General features: G+C 58.7%; 24 protein-coding genes. 15 read left to right on the forward strand and 9 right to left on the reverse strand.

Translation table 11 applies throughout. The features are described 5' to 3' along the window. Positions 1 to 110: 110 nt before the first annotated feature. Complete coding sequence (locus tag ACTJKV_RS03555; RefSeq protein WP_274103887.1) at positions 111 to 1,676, reverse strand: helicase HerA-like C-terminal domain-containing protein; 1,566 nt, start codon at positions 1,674 to 1,676, stop codon at positions 111 to 113. Positions 1,677 to 1,889: 213 nt separating this feature from the next. Here ACTJKV_RS03555 and ACTJKV_RS03560 point away from each other — a divergent pair, with 213 nt between their 5' ends. Beyond that, complete coding sequence (locus tag ACTJKV_RS03560) at positions 1,890 to 2,282, forward strand: DUF937 domain-containing protein (RefSeq protein WP_062425818.1); 393 nt, start codon at positions 1,890 to 1,892, stop codon at positions 2,280 to 2,282. Between the two features lie 56 nt (positions 2,283 to 2,338). On the opposite strand, the gene ACTJKV_RS03565 is transcribed toward ACTJKV_RS03560, so the two are convergent. Further along, complete coding sequence (locus tag ACTJKV_RS03565) at positions 2,339 to 2,764, reverse strand: winged helix-turn-helix transcriptional regulator (protein WP_062425817.1); 426 nt, start codon at positions 2,762 to 2,764, stop codon at positions 2,339 to 2,341. Positions 2,765 to 2,867: 103 nt separating this feature from the next. Between ACTJKV_RS03565 and ACTJKV_RS03570 the strand changes: the two genes are divergently transcribed. The 3 genes from ACTJKV_RS03570 (at position 2,868) to ACTJKV_RS03580 (ending at position 5,164) form a co-directional block, all read left to right on the forward strand. After that, the gene (locus tag ACTJKV_RS03570; RefSeq protein WP_062425816.1) at positions 2,868 to 3,626 is read left to right on the forward strand and encodes an SDR family oxidoreductase; all 759 of its coding nucleotides are present in this window, start codon (positions 2,868 to 2,870) and stop codon (positions 3,624 to 3,626) included. Between the two features lie 49 nt (positions 3,627 to 3,675). After that, positions 3,676 to 4,476 (forward strand): AraC family transcriptional regulator, encoded by an 801-nt coding sequence (locus ACTJKV_RS03575; RefSeq protein WP_274103886.1) that lies wholly within the window; start codon positions 3,676 to 3,678, stop codon positions 4,474 to 4,476. Positions 4,477 to 4,552: 76 nt separating this feature from the next. Next, positions 4,553 to 5,164, forward strand: a complete 612-nt coding sequence (locus tag ACTJKV_RS03580) for a LysE family translocator (protein WP_274103885.1) — start codon at positions 4,553 to 4,555, stop codon at positions 5,162 to 5,164. A gap of 101 nt (positions 5,165 to 5,265) precedes the next feature. On the opposite strand, the gene ACTJKV_RS03585 is transcribed toward ACTJKV_RS03580, so the two are convergent. Beyond that, positions 5,266 to 6,093, reverse strand: coding sequence for an aldo/keto reductase (locus ACTJKV_RS03585; protein ID WP_113179320.1), 828 nt, complete (start codon positions 6,091 to 6,093; stop codon positions 5,266 to 5,268). A gap of 86 nt (positions 6,094 to 6,179) precedes the next feature. Beyond that, on the reverse strand, positions 6,180 to 7,361 hold the full coding sequence (locus ACTJKV_RS03590) for an MFS transporter (RefSeq protein WP_112952228.1): 1,182 nt from the start codon (positions 7,359 to 7,361) through the stop codon (positions 6,180 to 6,182). Between the two features lie 136 nt (positions 7,362 to 7,497). On the opposite strand from ACTJKV_RS03590, the gene ACTJKV_RS03595 reads away from it, so the two are divergent. Then, on the forward strand, positions 7,498 to 8,397 hold the full coding sequence (locus tag ACTJKV_RS03595; protein ID WP_062599515.1) for a LysR family transcriptional regulator: 900 nt from the start codon (positions 7,498 to 7,500) through the stop codon (positions 8,395 to 8,397). Here ACTJKV_RS03595 and ACTJKV_RS03600 read toward each other — a convergent pair whose 3' ends face one another. Next, positions 8,398 to 9,678: a TadE/TadG family type IV pilus assembly protein gene (locus ACTJKV_RS03600; RefSeq protein ID WP_062599516.1), complete on the reverse strand. Its 1,281-nt coding sequence runs from the start codon at positions 9,676 to 9,678 to the stop codon at positions 8,398 to 8,400. It abuts the gene before it with no gap. A gap of 163 nt (positions 9,679 to 9,841) precedes the next feature. Here ACTJKV_RS03600 and ACTJKV_RS03605 point away from each other — a divergent pair, with 163 nt between their 5' ends. Both ACTJKV_RS03605 and ACTJKV_RS03610 read left to right on the forward strand, forming a co-directional pair. Beyond that, a complete protein-coding gene (locus ACTJKV_RS03605; RefSeq protein ID WP_274103884.1) occupies positions 9,842 to 10,546 on the forward strand; it encodes a helix-turn-helix transcriptional regulator in 705 nt (234 codons plus the stop codon). Between the two features lie 45 nt (positions 10,547 to 10,591). Further along, positions 10,592 to 10,960, forward strand: coding sequence for a VOC family protein (locus ACTJKV_RS03610; protein WP_274103883.1), 369 nt, complete (start codon positions 10,592 to 10,594; stop codon positions 10,958 to 10,960). Between the two features lie 52 nt (positions 10,961 to 11,012). On the opposite strand, the gene tam is transcribed toward ACTJKV_RS03610, so the two are convergent. Beyond that, complete coding sequence (tam, locus tag ACTJKV_RS03615; RefSeq protein ID WP_274103882.1) at positions 11,013 to 11,783, reverse strand: trans-aconitate 2-methyltransferase; 771 nt, start codon at positions 11,781 to 11,783, stop codon at positions 11,013 to 11,015. Positions 11,784 to 12,018: 235 nt separating this feature from the next. Between tam and ACTJKV_RS03620 the strand changes: the two genes are divergently transcribed. Further along, positions 12,019 to 12,903 carry a branched-chain amino acid aminotransferase gene (locus tag ACTJKV_RS03620; RefSeq protein WP_274103881.1) on the forward strand — a complete coding sequence of 295 codons (885 nt, stop codon included), beginning with the start codon at positions 12,019 to 12,021 and terminating at the stop codon, positions 12,901 to 12,903. A 57-nt stretch (positions 12,904 to 12,960) separates the two neighbouring features. Here the strand turns inward: ACTJKV_RS03620 and ACTJKV_RS03625 are convergent, their stop codons facing one another. Continuing rightward, a complete protein-coding gene (locus ACTJKV_RS03625) occupies positions 12,961 to 13,869 on the reverse strand; it encodes a LysR family transcriptional regulator ArgP (RefSeq protein ID WP_274103880.1) in 909 nt (302 codons plus the stop codon). A 91-nt stretch (positions 13,870 to 13,960) separates the two neighbouring features. Here ACTJKV_RS03625 and ACTJKV_RS03630 point away from each other — a divergent pair, with 91 nt between their 5' ends. After that, the gene (locus ACTJKV_RS03630; protein ID WP_274103879.1) at positions 13,961 to 14,569 is read left to right on the forward strand and encodes a LysE/ArgO family amino acid transporter; all 609 of its coding nucleotides are present in this window, start codon (positions 13,961 to 13,963) and stop codon (positions 14,567 to 14,569) included. Here ACTJKV_RS03630 and ACTJKV_RS03635 read toward each other — a convergent pair. Then, complete coding sequence (locus ACTJKV_RS03635) at positions 14,556 to 15,428, reverse strand: LysR family transcriptional regulator (RefSeq protein ID WP_274103878.1); 873 nt, start codon at positions 15,426 to 15,428, stop codon at positions 14,556 to 14,558. The two genes, ACTJKV_RS03630 and ACTJKV_RS03635, sit on opposite strands and share 14 nt — an antisense overlap. Positions 15,429 to 15,531: 103 nt before the next feature. Between ACTJKV_RS03635 and ACTJKV_RS03640 the strand changes: the two genes are divergently transcribed. Beyond that, positions 15,532 to 16,080, forward strand: coding sequence for a GNAT family N-acetyltransferase (locus tag ACTJKV_RS03640; RefSeq protein WP_274103877.1), 549 nt, complete (start codon positions 15,532 to 15,534; stop codon positions 16,078 to 16,080). Between the two features lie 105 nt (positions 16,081 to 16,185). Here ACTJKV_RS03640 and ACTJKV_RS03645 read toward each other — a convergent pair whose 3' ends face one another. Beyond that, positions 16,186 to 16,524 carry a hypothetical protein gene (locus ACTJKV_RS03645; protein WP_440598456.1) on the reverse strand — a complete coding sequence of 113 codons (339 nt, stop codon included), beginning with the start codon at positions 16,522 to 16,524 and terminating at the stop codon, positions 16,186 to 16,188. A 219-nt stretch (positions 16,525 to 16,743) separates the two neighbouring features. Between ACTJKV_RS03645 and ACTJKV_RS03650 the strand changes: the two genes are divergently transcribed. The 5 genes from ACTJKV_RS03650 to ACTJKV_RS03670 all read left to right on the forward strand — a co-directional run bounded on the left by ACTJKV_RS03650 (position 16,744) and on the right by ACTJKV_RS03670 (position 20,035). Further along, complete coding sequence (locus ACTJKV_RS03650; protein ID WP_062425801.1) at positions 16,744 to 17,346, forward strand: superoxide dismutase; 603 nt, start codon at positions 16,744 to 16,746, stop codon at positions 17,344 to 17,346. Positions 17,347 to 17,472: 126 nt separating this feature from the next. After that, on the forward strand, positions 17,473 to 18,321 hold the full coding sequence (locus tag ACTJKV_RS03655) for a metallophosphoesterase (protein WP_274103875.1): 849 nt from the start codon (positions 17,473 to 17,475) through the stop codon (positions 18,319 to 18,321). 12 nt (positions 18,322 to 18,333) lie between these two features. After that, entirely contained in the window at positions 18,334 to 18,465 is a 132-nt protein-coding gene (locus ACTJKV_RS03660) for a hypothetical protein (RefSeq protein WP_274103874.1), read from the forward strand. Between the two features lie 144 nt (positions 18,466 to 18,609). Next, positions 18,610 to 19,041, forward strand: a complete 432-nt coding sequence (locus tag ACTJKV_RS03665) for a c-type cytochrome (RefSeq protein WP_062438183.1) — start codon at positions 18,610 to 18,612, stop codon at positions 19,039 to 19,041. Between the two features lie 76 nt (positions 19,042 to 19,117). Further along, positions 19,118 to 20,035, forward strand: a complete 918-nt coding sequence (locus ACTJKV_RS03670; RefSeq protein ID WP_274103873.1) for a cytochrome c — start codon at positions 19,118 to 19,120, stop codon at positions 20,033 to 20,035. Positions 20,036 to 20,081: the final 46 nt, after the last annotated feature.

Consider the following 20,081-nt stretch of genomic DNA (forward strand, 5'->3'; position numbering starts at 1 on the left):
CGCGACCCGCTTGGAAGCAATAAAGGCCTTGGCCTATCTGGTGGCCGGGGCGAGCTTAGACAAGCGGACCCCGGCGTTTCCTCACATGTCGGTGGAAGGGAAGCGCGAAATCAGCGGCGCAGGCTTCCCAGAATGCCGCGAACCAAGGCGCGTCCGACGGATGTCGCGACGGAGCGAGCGGCACTCTTCATCGCGGCCTCGATCACCGTTTCGCGCTGGTAACCGCTGGTGCGTCTGCTGCCGCCGGTCGTCGATGCCTGCTTCGGCTCCTCGTCGCCAAAGCCCGGCAGTTTCCAGCGTCCCGCGGCACTGTCGGGCTGCCCGCTTGCCTGCTCTTCTGCCGCACGCTTGGCAGCTTCCGCCTCGGCGGCTTTGCGGGCGCGTTCGCCCAGAATTTCGAAAGCGGATTCGCGGTCGATATCCTGGTCGTAAAGACCGGCCACCGGGCTGGAGGCCATGAGGCTACGGCGCTCATCGTCGGTCACGGGGCCGACTCGACCGGATGGCGGACGCACCAGCGTGCGTTCCACGATAGAGGGTGCACCCTTATCCTGAAGGGTGGAGACCAGCGCCTCGCCGGTACCGAGTGTGGTGATCGCTTCAGCAGTGCTGAAGGCCGGATTCTGGCGGAATGTGTCGGCGGCTGTCTTTACTGCCTTCTGCTCACGCGGCGTGTAAGCGCGAAGCGCATGCTGTACGCGGTTGCCGAGCTGTGCGAGAACCGTTTCCGGCACATCGAGCGGGTTCTGCGTCACGAAATAGACGCCAACGCCCTTGGAGCGGATAAGGCGGACCACCTGTTCAACACGCTCGATCAGCACGCGCGGCGCATCGTTGAAGAGAAGATGCGCCTCATCGAAGAAGAAGACGAGCTTCGGCTTGGCGGGATCGCCCACTTCCGGCAGCTCTTCGAAGAGTTCGGAAAGCATCCACAACAGGAAGGTGCCGTAGAGGCGCGGGTTCATCATCAATTTATCGGCGGCGAGAACCGAAATCACCCCACGCCCGTCGCTAGTGGTGCGCATGATGTCGGCAATTTTCAGCGCCGGCTCTCCGAAGAAGTGTTCTGCGCCTTGCTGTTCGAGCACCAGCAGACCGCGCTGCAGAGAACCGACGGAGGACTTTGAAATCAGACCGAACTGGCTCGAGAGCTCGCTTGCGTGCTCGCCCATGTAATTCAGCAGCGATTGCAAATCCTTTAGATCGAGCAGCGGCAAGCCGCCCTGGTCGGCGATCTTGAAGGCGATGTTGAGAACGCCTTCCTGCGCTTCCGAGGCATCCATCAACCGGGCAAGAAGGAGAGGGCCCATCTCGGCGATGGTGGCGCGGACACGGTGGCCCTTTTCGCCATAGAGATCCCAGAAGATGACGGGAAACTGCTCGAAGGAGAGGTCGGAAAAGCCGATCTGTTCAGCCCGTTTCGTCACCCAGTCCTTGGCTTCGCCGGGCTTGGCAATGCCGGAAAGATCGCCCTTGATATCGGCGCAGAAAACCGGAACGCCGGCTTTGGCGAAACCTTCCGCCAGCACCTGCAGGGAAACGGTCTTGCCCGTGCCCGTGGCGCCCGTGATCAGCCCATGGCGATTGCCGAAGCGGAGGTCGAGATACTCGCCCTTGTTGAGGCTGTCGTCCGGGTTGCGGCTTGTGCCGATATAAAGCTTTCCGTCCTGCAGCATATGGCGATCCTTCCCAACGATCCGGGCAGCGGCGCCCTGTTTTTAATTTCCGCACTATACTTATAGGAACTGTTTTGGCCCTCAACAACTGTTTGATAAGGTTGAAAAGAGCGGATCGAAAAACCTTTGTTGCAAGGGGCTGCGCGGTCTTGAGTCTGTGTTTCAATTGTTTTACGTTGACGTGAACGTAATTTCGCATTCAGGAGGAAGTTTATGAGCGAAATCGTAACCCAGGTTGCAGATAGAGTGGGCATTGCGCCGGATAAGGCGGAAAAGGCTCTCGGCATGATGCTGGGTTTCCTCCAGCGCGAAGCCGATGACGCGGCCGTTGCCAAGATGATCGAATCGATCCCCGGCGGGCCGGATCTCGTCGCTCGCTTCAATGGCGAAGGCCAGGGCGGCGGTGGCCTGCTCGGCGGCCTGATGAGCGCCATTGGTGGCGGTGGCATCATGGGTCTTGGCCAGCAGCTTATGAGCCAGGGCCTCGGCATGGGTGAAATCTCGGCACTTGCCAAGACCACCATTTCGATTGCGCGCCAGCATGCCGGCGACGAGGTCGTGGACAAGGTGATCGCGTCCGTACCGGGCCTCAGCCAGTTCGCCTGATCGGCCAGACAATTTGAAGCGCTCCCATGGGAAGCGCTTCCATTATTTCAGGCCCATTATTTGAGGCGTGGGGATTGCTCTTCAAAGGCTTTCCGCGCCTTTTCTATTTCCGCGTGATGCGTCTCGGCCCATATCCACACGCCGCAAAAGGCGCTGCCCAGCGTCTTGCCAAGATGCGTCAGGCCGTAATCCACATGTGGCGGGATGACCGGGTGCACGGTGCGTTTCACCAGCCCATCGCACTCCATCTGCCTCAGCGTCTTGGTCAACATCTTCTGACTGATATCGCCGACGACCTTGCCGATTTGCGTAAAGCGCATCGTCCCGTGCTCCTCCAGAGCCTCAAGGATCAACATCGTCCACTTGTCCGCCACCTTGGCGATGATGTCCTGAACCAGCGCCTCAATGACGGGATCGGTCTCTTCCGGCGGCGGGTGAACGCGCTTCTCTTCGATGACGGGATCTGCCAGATGCCTTTTCATTCCGACACTCTCCTTTGGGTAAGTATAAATCTTTCGGGTGCCTACTTTCGATTGGAGAGTATCGTAGTTAACTTGGTTTCATCCAACAAGAGAGGATAACCAGATGAAGATGACAGGAAACACAGTACTCATCACCGGTGGTGGTTCCGGTATCGGCCGCGCGCTTGCCGAAGCCTTCCATGCACTTGGCAACAAGGTCATCATTTCCGGTAGACGCCAGTCCGCGCTGGACGAAGTGACCAGCGCCAACCCCGGCATGGTATCGGCCGTGCTCGATGCGACAAAGGCGGAGAACATTCGGACCTTTGCCGAAACGCTGACGCGCGATTATCCGGATCTCAATGTCGTCATCAACAACGCCGGCATCATGAAGAACGAGGACATCACCGCGGCCCCGGACTATCTGGAGATCGCGGAGGAAACGATTGCCACCAATCTGCTTGCCCCGATCCGATTGACCGCGGCCCTGCTTCCGCATTTTCTCAAAAAAGAAAATGCTGCCGTCCTCACCGTGTCATCCGGCCTTGCTTTCGTGCCCATGGTAGCAACGCCGACCTACAGCGCTACCAAGTCCGCCATTCACGCCTATTCGATGGCGCTGCGCGAGCAGTTGAAGGACACCTCTGTCGAGGTGATCGAGATTGCGCCGCCCTATGTGCAGACAACGCTTCAGGGTGAAAAGCAGGCGAAGGACGAGCGCGCCATGCCACTGGATGCCTTCATCACGGAAGTCATGGATATCCTGACCAACAGACCCGATGCAACGGAAGTGATCGTGGAGCGCTGCAAGCCATTGCGATTTGCCGCCGAGAACGGCAATTTCGATCAGGTCTTCGGCATGGTGAACAGCCTGCATTCCTGAACCGGATCGACCGTGATAGGCTTGCGCTCCTGATAGGGGCGCAGGGTCTATGGGCAAACACCAGTTCACGATGCCGAAAACGACGATGCCGGGCGTGGCTGCGGTGATTGCTGACAGCGACCGCAGCTTTCCCCGTCACATGCATGATCAATTCGGCATTGGCGTTATCGAACGTGGCGCGCAGAAATCGGCGAGCGGACGTGGCATCGTGGAGGCCGGGGCAGGGCGCGTCATCACCGTTAATCCGGGTGAGGCGCATGACGGTATAGCGCTTGGCGAAAGCGGGCGGGCCTGGACGATGCTCTATTTCGATCCCGAAGTCGTGCATGCCGCATTGTCGGATATTCGCGAACGCGATAGCCGCGATTTCGAGTTCGTCTATCCCGTCGATCCGAGACCGCTCGCCGATCGCTTTCGCGCACTCTTTCAAGCCATCACATCGCAACGGGCGGCTTTGCCGGGGGAGGAAGCCCTTCTTCTGCTGTTGTCGCAAACGCTGGAGCGCCCCCGCGCTGTGCGTCATCAGGCCGCATCCACCGCTGGTCTGTATCGCGTCAGGCAGATGATGGACGAGGCACCACAGACGCCCCTCGGTCTCGCCGAACTCTCGGCAGAAGCGGGAATGAGCCGCTTCCGCTTTCTGCGTGCTTTCTCCTCGGTTACGGGGCTGACGCCGCACAGCTATCTGATGCAGCGCCGCCTGCATCTGGCGCGGCAAGCATTGGCAAAAGGCATTCCCGCCGCCGAAGCGGCCTACGCGTCTGGCTTTTGCGATCAAAGCCACTTAAACCGTGTGTTTGTAAGGCACTTCGGCACGACACCCGCCCTCTACAGCCGCGCGCTCTCCTGATCGAAACGTGCAATTTCGTCCAAGACCGATCCGTCCAATCGCAGCAGAGTGACGCCTTCTTTCAAGGAAGGCCCTCATGACACTCGAATTTCTCCTCACATCGGCCATCGTCGTGGCATCTCCTGGCACAGGCGTGGTCTACACGCTGGCAGCCGGTCTGACGCAGGGCGCGCGCGCAAGCTTGATCGCCGCCTTTGGCTGCACACTCGGCATCGTCCCGCATCTGCTGGCAGCGATCACAGGGCTTGCTGCAATCCTTCATGCGAGTGCGACGGCATTCACCCTCATCAAATATGCCGGGGTGGCCTATCTGCTGTACATGGCTTGGAACACACTGAAAGAAAATGGCGCTCTGCGCGTCGACGAGACGCAGCCTGCAAGAACGGCTGGCCGCATTGTGATCGAGGCTGTCCTCATCAACCTGTTGAATCCAAAGCTGTCGATCTTCTTCTTTGCCTTCCTGCCGCAGTTCGTTGCGGCAGACTCCTCATCATCGACCCGCGAAATGACCGCTCTCGGTCTCGTCTTCATGGCGATGACATTTGTAGTTTTTGCGGTCTATGGCTGCTTTGCCGCTTCTGTCAGGCGCGAGATCGTGTCGCGGCCTTCCGTACTTGTCTGGCTGCGGCGCAGTTTTGCCGCAGCCTTTGTTGCACTTGGCCTGAAACTGGCCTTCGTGCAGCGCTGAGTGGCTTGCAGCATCGGCCCAAAAACCGGACTCGATTTTCAGCCGATGCGTCGATTCAGAAAGGGTGCGTCCCTTGTGCGTCCACTAGGACGCCCGGCGCTTTAATCATCCCATTCCGGCGCCAGATGGCCGGGATTGACGATGCGTCCATCCTTCTTTGCCAACGCGAAGATCGCCTTCATCTCCTCGTCGGACAGGTCGAAGTCGAAGATATCGAAGTTCTCGGGAAGGCGGCTCTCCGTCGCCGTCTTGGACAAGGCGATCACGTCCGGCTGCTGCACGGCCCAGCGAAGCGCGACCTGGGCAGCGGTCTTGCCGTGCTTGGCGCCGATATCACGAAGCACCTCATCCTTCGGCACTTTGCCATCTGCCATCAGATAGTAGGCGGTGATCGAAATGCCGTGCTTGCGGGCAGCCTCGATCACCTTCGTCTGGTCGAGATAGGGGTGGTACTCGATCTGGTTGTTGGCAATCGGAGCGTCGGAGAGTCGGACCGATTCATCCATCAGCGCCACGTTGAAGTTGGAGATGCCGATGTTGCGCACCTTGCCCGCCTTGTGCAGTTCGTTCAGCGCGCCAATCCGCTCCGCCAGCGGCACATCGCTTTTCGGCCAGTGCAGAAGAAGCAGATCGACATAGTCCGTCTTCAGCTTCGTCAGGCTCTCATCCACGGAGCGGATGAAGTCATCATGCTTGTACTGATCGACCCACACCTTGGTGGTGAGAAAGATGTCGCCGCGCGAGACGCCGGACTTTGCGATAGCATCGCCGACTGCCGCCTCGTTCTTATAGACCTGCGCCGTGTCCACATGGCGGAACCCCAGCTTCAGCGCCTGCGGCAGGATGCGGTGGACGTCCTCTTCCGGCATGCGGAATGTGCCGAAGCCGAGAGCAGGAATGTTTGCGCCATTGGCGTTGACTGTTTGCATCGTGTTTGTCTCCATTGCGGATGATAGCCCCGCAAGTCCGCGGGGCAGAACGGTCCTCACCCTAAGTGCTGAGGACGTGATTTGGTTCACACGGTCTGGGCAAGATCTGCCTGGCGGCGGTCGAGACTGCTGCTGACCAGCGTCAGAACCAGTGCTCCCGAAACCAGCAGCGCCCCGACCCATGGTGTTGCACCAAGACCGAGCGGCGAGGCGACGACCAGACCGCCAATCCAGGCGCCGACGGCGATGCCAAGATTGAAGGCGGCAATGTTGAGCGCCGAGGCGACATCGATCGCGTTTGGCCTGAAGCGCTTTGCAAGCTGCACCACGTAAAGCTGGAGGCCCGGTACATTGGCGAAGGACAGAAAGCCGAGTGCAACGAGCGTTACCAGAGCAGCCGGGGCGGACGGAGCGGTGAAGGTGAAGATCACCAGAACGAGCGCCTGGAGCCCGAAAAGCCAACCGAGAGCCTTCGCTGGATTGCGGTCGGCAATCCGTCCTCCGGCGAGGTTGCCGGCAGCGATCGCCAGACCATAGAGGACCAGAACAAGGCTGACGGTGCTTTCAGCAAAGCCGGTCAGATCCTGCAGGATCGAGGCGAGAAAGGTGAAGGTCACGAAGGTGCCACCATAACCGAGCGCCGTCATGCCAAAGGCCAGCAGAAGACGGCCGGAGCCGAGAACACGAACCTGCTCCATGAGACCGGCGGCCGGCGCCTTTTGAAGCGTCGCTGGCAGCAGTGCTGCAATGCCGATGAAGGCAATGACCCCGAGTGCGGCGACAGCGAAGAAGGTGGCGCGCCAGCCGAAAATCTGACCGATGAGCGTGCCGAGCGGAACGCCGGTGACGATAGCAACCGTCAGTCCCATGAACATCATGGCAATGGCCGAAGCTCTGCGATCCTCTGCCACCAGACCCGCGGCAATGGTTGCGCCGACTGAGAAGAACACGCCGTGGGCAAAGGCGGAAATAACCCGCGCGACCAGCAGCATCTCGTAACCGGGGCTGAGCGCTGCGGCGCTATTGCCAAGGATGAAGAGACCCATCAGGCCGAGCATGAGCGGCTTGCGCTCGATGCGGCCCGTCAGTGCGGTAAGGATGGGCGCACCGAAGGTAACGCCGAGTGCGTAGACGGACACGATGAGGCCGGCAAGCGGCAGCGTGATGTGAAGATCGTTGGCGACGGTGGGCAAAAGACCCACGATGACGAATTCCGTGGTGCCGATTGCATAGGCTGCAATCGTCAAGGCAAAGAGAGCAAGGGGCATGGTTGTGCCTTTCCGGCCACTCTAATGGCCGTCCCGAAGGTGTTGATGTTTCGAGCCTGAATATCGGCACCTGGCACTTGTTTAATAATCCCGATTAATCGATAATCATCTTTGAATTGAAGTCATAGGTGACGTTATGAACAATCGCGCCGGCGAAATGGAAGTCTTCGTTCTGGCCGCCGAGTTGAAAAGCTTTTCCGCGGCAGGACGACGCTTGAAGCTGTCGCCCTCCGCTGTCAGCAAGCTTGTCTCGAGAGTGGAGGAGAGGCTTGGTACGCGGCTGCTGGTGCGCTCGACGCGAACACTGGAACTCACGCCCGAAGGTGACATCTATCTTCGTCGCGCCCGCCGTATTCTCAAAGAGATCGACGAGACGGAAGAACTGGTCGCCGGCGGCCGGGAGGAGGCAAGGGGGTTGCTTCGTGTCAACTCCTCGGTCGGCTTTGGCGAGCGGTGCATCCTGCCGCTGCTGGGGGAGTTCGCCGAACGTCATCCCAAGGTGCGGCTCGATCTGACACTGACGGACGGCGTGATCGACCTCATTGGGGAGCGTACCGATATCGCAATCCGCGTCGGACCGATGCGGGATTCTTCACTGATGGCGAGGCGCCTGTTTTCCAGTCGCCGCGTCATCGTCGCCTCGCCTGACTACCTGAAGAAGCATGGAACGCCGAAGACTCCGGAAGACCTCGACCAGCACAACTGCATCGGCTTTAACTTCCGGCGAAGCCTCGACGAATGGCCGTTTCGCGATCCCGGGAACGACAGTGTCTATATCAAGGCCATTACCGGCAACATTCAGGTATCGAGCGGCTCGATCAAACGGCAACTCTGCCTGCTGGGAGTCGGCATCGGTCGGATTGGGGAATTTCATGTCCGCCCCGATATCGAGGCGGGCCAGCTTGTCCCGATCCTGGAGGATTATAACGGCGGCGACACAGAACTCGTCCATGCGGTTTACGCCGGACACGAGCATCTAGCTGCCCGCATCCGCGCCTTTATCGATTTCCTCGTTGAAAGAATCGAACCGAGTTGATCAGCTCGACAGGCGAGGAGAGGAAACCACCCGCTTGAACAGTGCCGACATGGCATCGCTGATGCCTTGCGTCGGGCTCACCTCGAAGAACAGCCCTTGGGAAGCGCAATCTTGCATACGGGTGGAGATTTCAGACTGGAAGGGGCGGATCCAGTCATTATACCAACCGTTTGTCGGAAGTGGCAGATAAGTCGTATAAAGGACGGCGATACGGTAGCCCTGGCTCTTCAAGGCGGTACACAGCCGGGTGTCGATCGGCTCCTGACAGCGGCCATTCGTGGTTTTTTTGGTACAGCTTGTCGGTTTGTAGCTGTCGCCAACACCATCGGATACGAAATAGAGAACCTTTTCCGGCGTGGCGGAGCTGTTGCCGTTCCCCTGCGGGCCCATTTTCAAGGCGATCTGCGTCAAGGCGCGGTCGATATCCGTCTGCTGGTCGTTATCGTAGCCTTGATACGGAATGGACATGAGGTCGATCTTGTTCGACCTGTTTTTTACGTCGGAGAGATTGGACGTGAGTGGTACAACTTCGAGAAGTTTTGTGTCCTCGGCTTTTTCACCAAAGGTATAGACTGCCATTCTAAATTGGTCTGAGACGGTCTGGGTGCCCGCTGCAGTGTCCATGAGGGAGGCCGTTGCTTTCCCCACCACATTGATGCGCGTGGTCACTTTCAGTTTTTTCGCAAGCTCGTAGTAACTATTTTTGCCACTCTGAACATCGTGACACGCGAAGGCACATTGATCGCGTGTATTCGCCACCATGGTTGCGACATCCTGGGGCGTTGCACCCACACCCATGGATGGTGTGTTATCCAGCAACAGATAGAAGTTCATGTACTTCTCTGTTTGATATCGACCCGTGGATTTAATGCTTACGGTAAAGAAGTCCTTACCCAAAATCGCTGAGAGCGTGGTATTGACCGTGGCCTTCAATTCCAAGGACGATTCAACGATATTCCCGGTCTTCTTGACAAGCAGGGTGGCGTTCTCGATCTCGAAGTCGTTTTTCTTGCCGTCCCCCTTCTTGCCGAAATCCAATCCGGAATGACCAGGAACGGTGATAGGGCCATCTCCGCTCATCTTGCGCGCCTCCGCCACATATGGTGAATCTTTGGAGACGGCGCCGAGTGCGGTGGCGTCCGCCGTTTGCTGCAGATCTTCCTTGACGGCGAGCGCCTGGCTGAAGTCTAAGGCCAGGCCTGCCGCTCCAAACAGCGGTACGGCCAAGAGTGCAGTCAGAATGGCAAAATTGCCGCCTTTGTCTCGCCAAAAATTAAGCATTGGTGCCTCTGAAAAATCTTATGAAGCTTTGTCGCGACCTGATATCGAGAATAGATGGCTTAAAATGAATAATAACAGGTGGCTTTAATCGCTAAGGTTTTACGCAACACGTATAAATAGATGATTAAAACTCATAGGGCGGGCCTATTGCCTGGGGAAATGCATGTCACGCGCGCAACGCCTGCTTGATTTGCTTCAATTGTTACGAAGCTATCGCAATCCGGTGGGTGGCGCAGAACTGGCTGCCGCGACAGGTGTTAGTCTGCGCACCCTCTACCGCGACATCGCGACCCTCCAGGCGCAAGGCGCCAATATCGAAGGCGAGGCCGGCGTCGGCTATGTGCTGCGACCGGGTTATCTTCTGCCGCCTCTGATGTTTTCCGAAGCGGAAATCGAGGCTTTGGTTCTGGGCTCCCGCTGGGTGGCGGGCAGGGCGGATGGCGCGTTGGCCGATGCCGCGCGCGCCGGGCTTGCGAAGATCGCCGCAGTGCTTCCGAAGGCGCTGGCGGAGGAACTGGACAACTCCACTCTTCTCGTGGGGCCTGGGAAGGTGATCGATATGCCGAACATCGATCTTAGCAATATTCGCAGTGCCATCAGACATCAGGAAAAAATCGAGATCGACTATGCCGACGAGCAGGGGCGCGACACTCGCCGAATCGTCTGGCCCTTCGCGCTGGCCTTCTTCGATCAGGTCCGTGTGCTGCTGGCTTGGTGCGAGTTGAGACAGGATTACCGCAGCTTTCGCGCCGATCGCATCTCCTCCTTCATGCTCCTTGGCGCGCGCTATCCCAAACGCCGCGAAGTCCTGCTGAAAGGTTGGCGGCAGATGATGAAGGCACGCCAGGAGACTGCTGACAGAAACTGACACTACGCCTGGCTAAGGTCTCCTCATCAACAAAAGGAGACCAACATGAACCACCCGAACTTCGTCATTCTCTTTGTCAACGACCCGCGCCATAGCGCTGCATTCTATAGCGATTTGCTCGGCGCAGAGCCTGTCGAACTCTCCGACACCTTCGCTCTGTTCAATTTGCAAAGCGGCATGCGCCTTGGTCTCTGGTTCCGCCACTCCGTTCAGCCGCCACTGTCTTCCGACGGCAACGCCGCCGAAATCGCCTTCATCAAAGAGACGGACAGTGAGGTCGATGCCTGCCATCGCGCGTGGACCGACAAGGGCCTGCCGATCCTGCAGGAGCCAACCGTCATGGACTTCGGCCGCACCTTCCTGGCGGCAGATCCGGATGGTTACCGGCTGCGCGTCTACGCCTTTCACGGCTGACGTCTCACTGTGTTGAAGGGGCAGGCATCGAGCCATGCCTGTCCCTTCACGATCAGCCGCGCACTGCGACGATGAACAGTCGTGGGAATCGCAAAAGGCGCCGTCCATCTGCAAGTCGCGGATATGCGGCGTCGATGCGCTGTCGGTAATCCTCCAGAAAAGCCTCTTGGTGTTCAGCGCCAGCAACTGCCAGATAAGGACGAAGACCGGTGCCCTTCACCCACTCCACGATCGCCCCGGCATCCGCCATGGGGTGATTGTAAATGCTGTGCCACACATCGACGCGTAGCGCTTTCGGCGACAGGCGATCGATGTACTCAGCCGGGGAGGGCAGCGGCTTGCGACGCAGTTGTCGCCCTTCGAAGTTCTGGCGCCATGGACCGGAGCGGCTCGTTTCCTCCATCAACAGATGACCCGGCTCATTGAGGTTGTCCGGCATCTGGATAGCAAGGACGCCACCGGGGGTCAGATGGTCCATCAGCCTGTCGAGAAGGTCGATGTGGTTCGGCAACCATTGGAACACCGCATTGGCATATAACAGATCGGCAGGCGCATCCGGTATCCAGGATGACAGATCGGCTTGCACGAATTCGGTGGTCGGCAACCTGAGTGCTGCTTCTTCCAGCATATTTTCGTCGCTATCGACGCCGGTAATGACGTTGACACCATAGCGCTCCGTCAGAAGCTCGGTGGAATTGCCGGGACCACAGCCAAGGTCGAAGCCTGTCATCACTTTCTCCAGCGGGACTTGCGCCAGGAGGTCACGCGCCGGCCGCGTCCGCTCGTCCTCGAATTTCAGATATTGCTGTGCCGACCATGCCATTTCGGGCCTCCCTGCGCTTATGTCTTACTGAAGATGCCACAGCGTCCTCACGACTGCCAGATCACCTCGATTGGCGTAGCAACGCGGGGGCCATATTCTTGGCTGCACGCAATAAATGCGCTTTTCACGGCAATCCTCGGGCAATATTCCTTCCTTTTGATCGCAGCGGGGAATTTCATCTTGACCTCATGGCCGAGCGGGCATTCATTCCGACGCATTCAAGAAGGAGAATGCCATGTCCGTCGATACCGCACCCCGTTCCACAACCTGGACCTATGTCGATGGTCAATGGCTTCCCGGCAATCCTCCCTTGATCGGCCCCACCTCCCACGCCATGTGGCTCGCGTCGACCGTCTTCGATGGCGCGCGCTGGTTCGATGGCCTGGCACCCGATCTCGATCTGCACTGCCAGCGCGTCAACCGTTCCGCCGTCAACATGGGCATGAAGCCGACCATGACGCCGGAGGATATCGAGCAACTGGCGTTGGAAGGCGTGAAGAAGTTCGATGGCACTATGGCGATCTACATCAAGCCGATGTACTGGGCCGAGCATGGCATGCGTGGCTCCGTCGTCGCTCCGGACGCGGAGTCCACCCGCTTCGCGCTTTGCCTGTTCGAGGCACCGATGGATGCTGGCGTGCCACTGACGCTGACCGTCTCGCCGCTGCGCCGTCCATCGCCGGAAACGGCCATGACCGATGCCAAGGCTGGTAGCCTCTATCCCAATAGCGGTCGTGCCATCATTGAAGCCCGCTCGCGCGGCTTCGACAACGCGCTGATGCGCGACATGAACGGCAATGTGGCCGAGTCCGCATCCTCCAATGTCTTCATGGTCAAGGAGGGCATCGTCTATACACCGATGCCGAACCGCACCTTTCTGGCAGGCATCACCCGCTCTCGCGTCATGATGCTGCTGCGCCAGGCAGGTTTCGATGTGCGTGAGGCAACGCTATCCGTCGAAGACTTCCGCAACGCCGACGAAATCTTCTGCTCCGGAAACTATTCCAAGGTTTCCCCGGTCATCAAGCTCGACGACCGCGAACTCCAGGCCGGCCCTGTGGCGCGCAAGGCGCTAGACCTTTACATGGAATGGGCAAAATCGGCGACGTCGGCTGAGTAAAAGGACGGCATTGGAACTCCTTGTGGATGTCGCGTGATCACGGTGTCCCATGGAGTTCTATTCGCTCTTGATTTGCACCAACTCTCGACGCGCCACCTCTACCACCGCATCCGTCAGCGACTTTAGCCGATCGGCGGCCAGCCGGTTGACCTGCCAGAACAGCGGGATGTCGAACGGCGTTCCCGCCACAAGCTCCACCAATCGCCCCTCCGCCAGATGATTGCGCACCAGAAGCGCCGGGTTCATGCCCCAGCCCATGCCAAGGAGCGCGGCATCCACGAAGCTTTGGGTGGATGGTAGCCAATGGGTCGGGTGGACGATGGACGCGCCGAAAACCTGGCTGATCCATTGCTGCTGGAGCCGGTCTTTCTGGTTGAAGGTGAGGGCAGGAGCTTGCGCGAGTTCGGTTTCGGTCACACCCTTGGGAAAGTATCGGTCGATAAAAGCCGGGCTTGCTGTGGCGTGATAGCGCAGAAAGCCGAGCGGCGTGACACGGCAGCCCTGGACCGGCTTTTCAAGACTGGTCACCGCCGCGAGGACGCGTCCGCGCTGCAGCCACTCCGCCGTATGATCCTGATCGTCCACCGCCACATTCAGGAGAAAGCCCGACTGATGGGTGAAAGTGGAAACTGCCTTTAGGAACCATGTGCCGAGACTGTCGGCATTGGTGGCGATGTGCAGCGTCACGCGGCTGCTGACCTCGTCGGAAGACAGAAGAGCGGGTAGCTGGCTGAAAAGCTCTGACTCCAGCATGCCCACATGCTCCATGTGGCGGCAGACCCATTCGCCTTTTTCCGTCGCCGTACAGGGATTTCCACGCAGTATGAGAACGGCACCCAGCCGTTCCTCGAGTTGTTTGACCCGTTGAGAGATGGCCGACGGTGTGACGTGTAGCGCCAGTGCCGCCTTTTCAAAACTGCCGGTCTGCACCACCATCGCTACCGCGCGAAGCCCTGCGTAATCCATAGAGTTAGCCCTGCTTAATCAAGATAAGTATCTTTAACTGGATTAAACCGTTGCCGCCACCTATTCGGTGCCAGGACTTAAGGGGCATCGTATGGAATTTTCGGTATATCTTACAGGCTTCACCATGGGGCTGACGCTTATCATGGCCATCGGCGCGCAAAATGCGTTCGTATTGCGCCAGGGTCTTCGCGGCGATCATGTCTTCGCCGTTTGCCTGGCCTGCGCGCTTTCGGATGCGATCCTGATCACCATCGGCGTGACTGCCTTCCGGCAGATAGCCATGGTCATGCCGGCGATCGAACCCGCCATGCGCTATGCGGGTGCCGCGTTTTTGGTGTGGTATGGCGCAAAGAGCCTGCAGTCGGCACTTCGGTCCTCAGAGGCCTTGGCCGCTGCATCCGGCACGGTCACGCCCTTTGCTCCCACACTTCTTACCTGTCTGGCGCTGACATGGCTGAACCCGCATGTCTATCTCGACACCGTCGTTTTGATCGGCACGATCTCGACGCAGTTTCCGGGCAAGGAAGCGGTCTTCGGTGCAGGTGCGACCACGGCGTCATGTGTCTTCTTCTTCTCGCTTGGCTATGGAGCCCGCTGGTTGCGCCCCGTCTTCGCCAATCCGGCGGCGTGGCGCATCCTGGAAGGCGTCATTGCGCTTGTCATGTGGCTAATCGCACTCACACTTCTCACTGGCGGTTAAGGGCAGCGACAAGTGCGCGCAGCGGCGCCGTCATGTGCTTGTCGCGCCTCATTGCCAGCACCAGATGACGTTCCAGTTTCGGCATGAGCGAGCGCGTTTGTAGCCCTTTCGAAGCCGCGTCACGAACGGCCATCGCGGGTACAATGGCGACACCAAGGCCTGACTCGACCAATGTCTTCAGCGCCTCCACGCTGCCAAGCTCCATGACGGGCTGGACTCGTCTGCTGCTGTCTTTCAGCCACCCGTCGACAAGCTTTCGGGTATTGCCGCCCTGATAGAGAAGCAAGGGCTGGCCGCAGAGATAATCGGCGTCAATGTTGTCTGGGATGGCAGACACGTCTGGTGGGAAGACCGCGACCAGTTCTTCGCGATGAAGTTCGCGCAGATCGAGGCTGCGCCCGGTGACGGGAAGCGTGACGATCGCGGCATCGATCTCGTTGTTTTCCAGGAGGCGGACGATATCCGGCGTGTTGCCGGTCTCCACACGAATTTCGATACCGGGCATCAACCGACGGATTTCTCGCAATATCGTCGGCAGAAAGTAGATGAGGGCTGTCGCACCGGTACCGATGCGCAAGCGTCCGCTCTGGCCGCTTCGATGCGGCGCGACGGTCTCGATAGCCTGAGACACTTCGTCGGCAATACGCCGTGCATGCACCAGAAGATCGCGTCCTGCGGGCGTTGGCTGCGCCCGTCGCCCTACGCGCTCGATGAGCCGAACGCCAAGCTGCTTTTCAAGCAACCGAATGTGGAGGCTGATGGCGGGCTGTGTCAGCCCAACCTTCTCCGCCGCCGCGGAGAAACTACCGAGATCCGCGACATCAATGAAGCTCTTCAACTGTCGGAGGTCGAAATCCATATCAAAGAATCCCTTATGCTCTGCATAAGATCTATAATCTTTATTTTGATATGTCTCTGGTGCAGATTGCAGCGACCCGCATACCCCTTCAGGACTTTCCGCAATGACCTCCGCCACAAAAACCGCCATGATCATCCGCCCCTGCGAAGAGGGGGATATCCCTGCGATCGTTGAAATCTACCGTGACGCCGTCCTTTATGGCAGCGCCAGCTTCGAAATCGAGCCGCCGACGGCTGATGCTATGCGGGAGCGCCGGAGAACACTCCTCGCCGGCGGCTTCCCCTATATCGTTGCGGAAATGGAAGGCGCTGTTGTCGGCTACGCCTATGCCGGACCCCACCGCGCCCGCCCGGCCTATGGCGCAACGGTAGAGGACTCCATCTACGTCGATCCCAACAGAAAGGGCTTAGGGATCGGCAAGACCCTGCTGCTGGCACTGATCGAAGAGGCGGCCGCAAGGGGTTTTCGCCAGATGGTGGCGGTTGTCGGCGATTCCGACAACGCCGCTTCTATCGGCGTTCACCGCGCCACGGGGTTTGAGATGGTGGGGACCCTGAAATCCATCGGCTGGAAGCACGGCCGCTGGCTGGACATCGTTCTCATGCAGCGACCATTAGGCGAGGCGGACAGAACGCCGAGAGCTCAAATCTGACGATCTATCCAATAATCGCCATTACTTACGTGCTTTACGTAAGCAGCGCTCTGCTTCTTGAATTCACTCTGTTCGTTAGACGAGCGAATAGTCTTGAACAGGCTGTCAGGGCTTGGTGGAGCCAGGAAGCCCGACCTTGACGGAATCGGCCGACAACTCGCTGCCGAGTTCCACAGCCTTGGTCTTCTTGTCGTAAACGCAGATGTGACTAACGGTTGCATCTGCTCCTTTCGCCTTTCCGGTCAGGATCGCCAAACCGTAATTCTCGCTTCCTGTCGGATCGACGACGGCCTTCGCGTCATCCATCAGCCTTGCCCCCGCATCGAGGCATTTTGCCTGCACGTCGGCAACGAACGCTTCCCAGGCATTATCGGACGATGCGGCTGCGGGGAGCGCCACAAGGGATGTCATGATCAAAACCAAAGCCTGTCGTTTCACTGCCATGTCCTTTCGATAGTCTCTCATCGGATCAGCCGAACGGATCGCTCGGAATCGGTACGGCAAACTGGGTCGCAATCATGTTTTTGAAGAGGCGTGAGAGGAATTTTCTCTTTTGCTGGAACATTTTGACAATTCACAGGTTGCCTGAATTGACGGCTGATCCTATGGTCCGCGCACAAGGTTTCGAGGAGCGGCCCAGCCGCTGCAACAAGGAGTAAAACCATGGCCTTTGAACTTCCCGAACTCCCATACGACTACGACGCGCTTGCGCCTTACATGTCGCGCGAAACGCTGGAGTTTCACCACGACAAGCACCACAAGGCCTATGTGGACAACGGCAACAAGCTGGCTGCAGAAGCCGGTCTTTCCGACCTGTCGCTCGAAGAAGTCGTGAAGAAGTCCTTCGGCACCAATGCTGGTCTCTTCAACAACGCTGCCCAGCATTACAACCACGTCCATTTCTGGAAGTGGATGAAGAAGGACGGCGGCGGCAACAAGCTGCCCGGAAAGCTCGAGCAGGCGATCGCTTCCGATCTCGGCGGTTACGACAAGTTCAAGGCTGACTTCATCGCAGCCGGCACCACGCAGTTCGGCTCCGGCTGGGCCTGGCTTTCGGTCAAGAACGGCAAGCTTGAAATCTCCAAGACCCCGAACGGTGAAAACCCGCTGGTCCACGGCGCAGAGCCGATCCTCGGCGTCGACGTGTGGGAACACTCCTACTACATCGACTATCGCAACCTGCGTCCGAAGTACCTCGAAGCTTTCGTCGATAATCTCATCAACTGGGATTACGTTCTGGAGCGCTACGAAGCCGCTTCCAAGTAATTTTTCCGCCCGATCGGATAAGCAGCACCCGGCCTTTGCGCCGGGTGTTTTGCTTTGCGGCGTCTTCCGATCCTTGCAGGCGGTTGTCACACCTCTGTCATGCGGCGCTTCTAAGCGGTAGCGATCATGACAGCCACATCCTCCACACCTCTATTTTCCTTCGGCATCGTCGCTGACCCGCAATATGCCGACATCCCAGCCCGACCGGAGATGAATCGCTTTTACGCGGAGAGCACGAAAAAGCTGACGGCTGCGATCGACGCCTTCAACCAGGAGAATCTGGCGTTCGTCGTCACCCTCGGCGATCTGATCGACCGCAGTTGGGAGAGCTTCGACGCGATCCTTGGCTGTTACGATCACCTCAGGCATCGCTCCATTCTGCTACCCGGAAACCACGACTTCGCTGTCGAGCCGGAGCATTTGCCAAAGGTCCACGATCGGCTCGGCATGCCGGCAGAGTGGTATGACTTCAGTCTCGGCGAATTCCGTTTCATCGTGCTGGACGGCAATGATGTCAGCACCTTCGCGCCTGCGCTTGGCGATCCGCGCCGCGAGCTTGCCACGGCCCGTCTGGAGGCGCTACGCGAGGCCGGAGACCTGAACGCACAGGACTGGAACGGTTCTTTCAGCAATGAGCAACTGTCCTGGCTACGGGCAACGCTTGCCAAGGCCGATGCCATGCAGGAGCAGGTCGTCCTCTTCTGCCACTATCCTCTCTATCCGGCGAACGCGCATAATATGTGGGACGCGCCAGAGGTGCTGAAACTGCTGGCCGCTCATCACAGCGTCAGGGCGTGGTTCTGCGGGCACAATCACGATGGCAATTACGGCGTGATCGGCAATACTCATTTCGTCAACGTCAAAGGCATGGTGGACACGCCGGACCAGAACGCCTTTGCCATCGCCGATGTTTATCCGGACCGCATCGCCCTGCGTGGCTTTGGCCGGGAGACAAACCGCGTTCTGATGTTTTGAGGTCAGGACCGTGTGGCCGCCCCCATCATTGTCGAAGATCTGTCGGCTCCGTACTGGCAGCCTTTTTCGCCGCTTGCCATGGGCGCAAAGGAAACTGAAAAAGCCAAGTTTAGGTATCTGATTTTCCTCTGGAAAATCACCTGAATGTGACTTCTTTTTGCCATGTGAAGCCTGCATCTTCATTTCTGTTCGACTCGGTGTGCCGCCCGGCACGCATTCGCGCGTCGTGAAGTCGATGCGGAACGGCGAATAACCACCTCCGGTGCCACCGGAACAAGGAGAGAGAGCATGAAATTCAAGACGATTGCCGCATCCATTCTCATAGGCTGTCTTTGCGCCGGAGCGGTTTCCGCGGCCGGCGAGGTAGAAAAGCGTGAAGGCTTGATGAAACAGATCGGCGGCGCCATGGGCGCACTCGGTGCGATCGCCAAGGGCGAAAAGCCCTATGACGCCGAGACCGTGAAGACAGCTGTCACCACCATCAGCACCAACGCCAAGGCATTCCCGGATCAGTTCCCGGCAGGTTCTGAAGGCGGCGCTGCGTCGCCTGCCATCTGGCAGAACTTTGCGGACTTCAAGGCGAAGTCGGAAAAGCTCGGCGCGGATGCCGATGCCGTTCTAGCACAGCTGCCGACCGATCAGGCGAGCACAGGTGCTGCCCTCAAGACGCTCGGCGCCGATTGCAGTTCCTGCCATCAGGCCTATCGTGTGAAGAAGTAAGCGACCGAAGAAGAGCCCGCCGGTTCAGCGGCGGGCTATTTCCTTCAATGATATTTTATCGATAGCGGAGAGGCGGATGGCATCCATCTGGGGAAAGCTGGCAGGCGGTATTGCGGTCGCAGGTCTCGCCGGCTTCGGCATTTTCATGTGGGTGACAGCACCTGAGCGCCAGCCGCCAAGCCACTGGGCCAATCTGGGTGAACCCGATCTTGCCAATGGTGAAACGCTGTTTTGGGCAGGCGGATGCGCAAGCTGTCATGCTGCTCCGAGTGCCAGCGGCGATGCCTTGAAGACGCTGTCCGGCGGCCAGGCCTTGCCAACCCCCTTCGGCACTTTCCATGTTCCCAATATTTCACCTGATCCGCAGCATGGTCTCGGAAGCTGGACGGTGGCCGAGTTCGGCGATGCCATGACCCGAGGGGTCGGAAAGAACGGCGAGCATCTCTATCCGTCCTTCCCCTATACGTCCTATGCCCGTATGACAGCGCAGGATATCAATGATCTCTTCGGCTACCTGAAGACGCTGCCCGCCAGCACCAACGACGCGCCTCCTCACGATTTGCCATTCCCGCTCGACATGCGATTGGCTCTCGGCGGCTGGAAATTCCTCTATTTCGACAAGGGCGCGCCACGGGTGCAGCTTGCCAATGCCAGCGCCGATGTGGCGCGCGGCCAATATCTGGTGGAAGGCCCAGGCCATTGCGGCGAGTGCCACACACCACGCACGGCACTTGGCGGCCTGGTCAATGACAAGTGGCTGGCGGGCGGCCCGAACCCGGAGGGTGAGGGGACGATCCCTGACATCACGCCGGGCTCGCAAGCCATCGGTTCCTGGACGGTCGCCGATATCGCCAGCTATCTCGAAACTGGCTTCACCCCGGATTTCGACAGCGTCGGCGGATCCATGGTCAAGGTGCAGCAGAATATGGCGAAGCTATCGGCCGAAGATCGCAACGCGATCGCTTCTTATCTTAAGGCCATTCCAGCGCGTTGACATCTGTGAATACGGGAGGCTCAAGCTTCTCGCATTGACTCTCCAC

The sequence above is a fragment of the Agrobacterium sp. 22117 genome, assembly GCF_052045735.1.
Lineage (GTDB): Bacteria > Pseudomonadota > Alphaproteobacteria > Rhizobiales > Rhizobiaceae > Agrobacterium > Agrobacterium cavarae.

Excerpts from the sequence above, each read along its gene's own strand:
- ACTJKV_RS03555 (WP_274103887.1), bottom strand. The coding sequence starts at position 1,676 with ATGCTGCAGGACGGAAAGCTTTATATCGGCACAAGCCGCAACCCGGAC.
- ACTJKV_RS03560 (WP_062425818.1), top strand. The coding sequence starts at position 1,890 with ATGAGCGAAATCGTAACCCAGGTTGCAGATAGAGTGGGCATTGCGCCG.
- ACTJKV_RS03565 (WP_062425817.1), bottom strand. The coding sequence starts at position 2,764 with ATGAAAAGGCATCTGGCAGATCCCGTCATCGAAGAGAAGCGCGTTCAC.
- ACTJKV_RS03570 (WP_062425816.1), top strand. The coding sequence starts at position 2,868 with ATGAAGATGACAGGAAACACAGTACTCATCACCGGTGGTGGTTCCGGT.
- ACTJKV_RS03575 (WP_274103886.1), top strand. The coding sequence starts at position 3,676 with ATGGGCAAACACCAGTTCACGATGCCGAAAACGACGATGCCGGGCGTG.
- ACTJKV_RS03580 (WP_274103885.1), top strand. The coding sequence starts at position 4,553 with ATGACACTCGAATTTCTCCTCACATCGGCCATCGTCGTGGCATCTCCT.
- ACTJKV_RS03585 (WP_113179320.1), bottom strand. The coding sequence starts at position 6,093 with ATGCAAACAGTCAACGCCAATGGCGCAAACATTCCTGCTCTCGGCTTC.
- ACTJKV_RS03590 (WP_112952228.1), bottom strand. The coding sequence starts at position 7,361 with ATGCCCCTTGCTCTCTTTGCCTTGACGATTGCAGCCTATGCAATCGGC.
- ACTJKV_RS03595 (WP_062599515.1), top strand. The coding sequence starts at position 7,498 with ATGAACAATCGCGCCGGCGAAATGGAAGTCTTCGTTCTGGCCGCCGAG.
- ACTJKV_RS03600 (WP_062599516.1), bottom strand. The coding sequence starts at position 9,678 with ATGCTTAATTTTTGGCGAGACAAAGGCGGCAATTTTGCCATTCTGACT.
- ACTJKV_RS03605 (WP_274103884.1), top strand. The coding sequence starts at position 9,842 with ATGTCACGCGCGCAACGCCTGCTTGATTTGCTTCAATTGTTACGAAGC.
- ACTJKV_RS03610 (WP_274103883.1), top strand. The coding sequence starts at position 10,592 with ATGAACCACCCGAACTTCGTCATTCTCTTTGTCAACGACCCGCGCCAT.
- tam (WP_274103882.1), bottom strand. The coding sequence starts at position 11,783 with ATGGCATGGTCGGCACAGCAATATCTGAAATTCGAGGACGAGCGGACG.
- ACTJKV_RS03620 (WP_274103881.1), top strand. The coding sequence starts at position 12,019 with ATGTCCGTCGATACCGCACCCCGTTCCACAACCTGGACCTATGTCGAT.
- ACTJKV_RS03625 (WP_274103880.1), bottom strand. The coding sequence starts at position 13,869 with ATGGATTACGCAGGGCTTCGCGCGGTAGCGATGGTGGTGCAGACCGGC.
- ACTJKV_RS03630 (WP_274103879.1), top strand. The coding sequence starts at position 13,961 with ATGGAATTTTCGGTATATCTTACAGGCTTCACCATGGGGCTGACGCTT.
- ACTJKV_RS03635 (WP_274103878.1), bottom strand. The coding sequence starts at position 15,428 with ATGGATTTCGACCTCCGACAGTTGAAGAGCTTCATTGATGTCGCGGAT.
- ACTJKV_RS03640 (WP_274103877.1), top strand. The coding sequence starts at position 15,532 with ATGACCTCCGCCACAAAAACCGCCATGATCATCCGCCCCTGCGAAGAG.
- ACTJKV_RS03645 (WP_440598456.1), bottom strand. The coding sequence starts at position 16,524 with ATGGCAGTGAAACGACAGGCTTTGGTTTTGATCATGACATCCCTTGTG.
- ACTJKV_RS03650 (WP_062425801.1), top strand. The coding sequence starts at position 16,744 with ATGGCCTTTGAACTTCCCGAACTCCCATACGACTACGACGCGCTTGCG.
- ACTJKV_RS03655 (WP_274103875.1), top strand. The coding sequence starts at position 17,473 with ATGACAGCCACATCCTCCACACCTCTATTTTCCTTCGGCATCGTCGCT.
- ACTJKV_RS03665 (WP_062438183.1), top strand. The coding sequence starts at position 18,610 with ATGAAATTCAAGACGATTGCCGCATCCATTCTCATAGGCTGTCTTTGC.
- ACTJKV_RS03670 (WP_274103873.1), top strand. The coding sequence starts at position 19,118 with ATGGCATCCATCTGGGGAAAGCTGGCAGGCGGTATTGCGGTCGCAGGT.